1 protein-coding gene is annotated in these 607 nt (G+C 35.6%); it reads right to left on the bottom strand.

Translation table 11 applies throughout. From position 1 onward, the window contains the following. Positions 1–88: 88 nt before the first annotated feature. Positions 89–607 (bottom strand): HARBI1 family protein (locus PL9214_RS29605; protein WP_139295226.1); only part of this gene is annotated, 519 nt, incomplete at its 5' end.

Genomic DNA, 607 nt, shown 5'->3' with positions numbered 1-607 from the left:
CGGCTTCTCCAAAAGTAACGGATTCATAGGCTTTTTCAGTCACATTAATAATAACTAATGAATTTTATCTCTGATATACAATTATTTCTCAAAAGAATTCTGGGCAATTCTTAGATGGTAATACAATCGCTCCTATTCGCCATCTTATTAATCCACATACTGTCAAGATTACTGCTTCATAATTTTGCCTCTTTAACCGAAATCTTTCTGAAGCAACTCGATAAATTTTTATCAGTCTTATTAAATGTTCAACTACAATCCTTTGTTGGGCTTTTAACCGATTTTCTTCTCGCTTTTCCGCCGACATCTCTTGATTCCTCGGTTTCTTATACGGTGTATTAATTGCTGTTTCTCCTACATAAGCTTTATCCCCTCTGTATTTTTGATTATTCCCCAATTCCTGGCTTCTTTCTCTCCACAATTTCAGATCACTTGTTGCTCCGGTATAACCCACAGCTACATCCACTATTTCTTTTCCATTTGGCATGACAATGACTTGATTTTTAAAGGTATGTGTCTTTTTCTTTCCTGAGTAATATTTTTTCTGCTCTTCATTGTCTGTTGGTCTTTCCCTGGGCTGTTCATAGCTATCTACTACTAACTCAAA

Source organism: Planktothrix tepida PCC 9214 (assembly GCF_900009145.1).
Taxonomy (GTDB): Bacteria; Cyanobacteriota; Cyanobacteriia; order Cyanobacteriales; family Microcoleaceae; genus Planktothrix; species Planktothrix tepida.
This window is presented reverse-complemented; position numbering and strand designations above follow the sequence as displayed.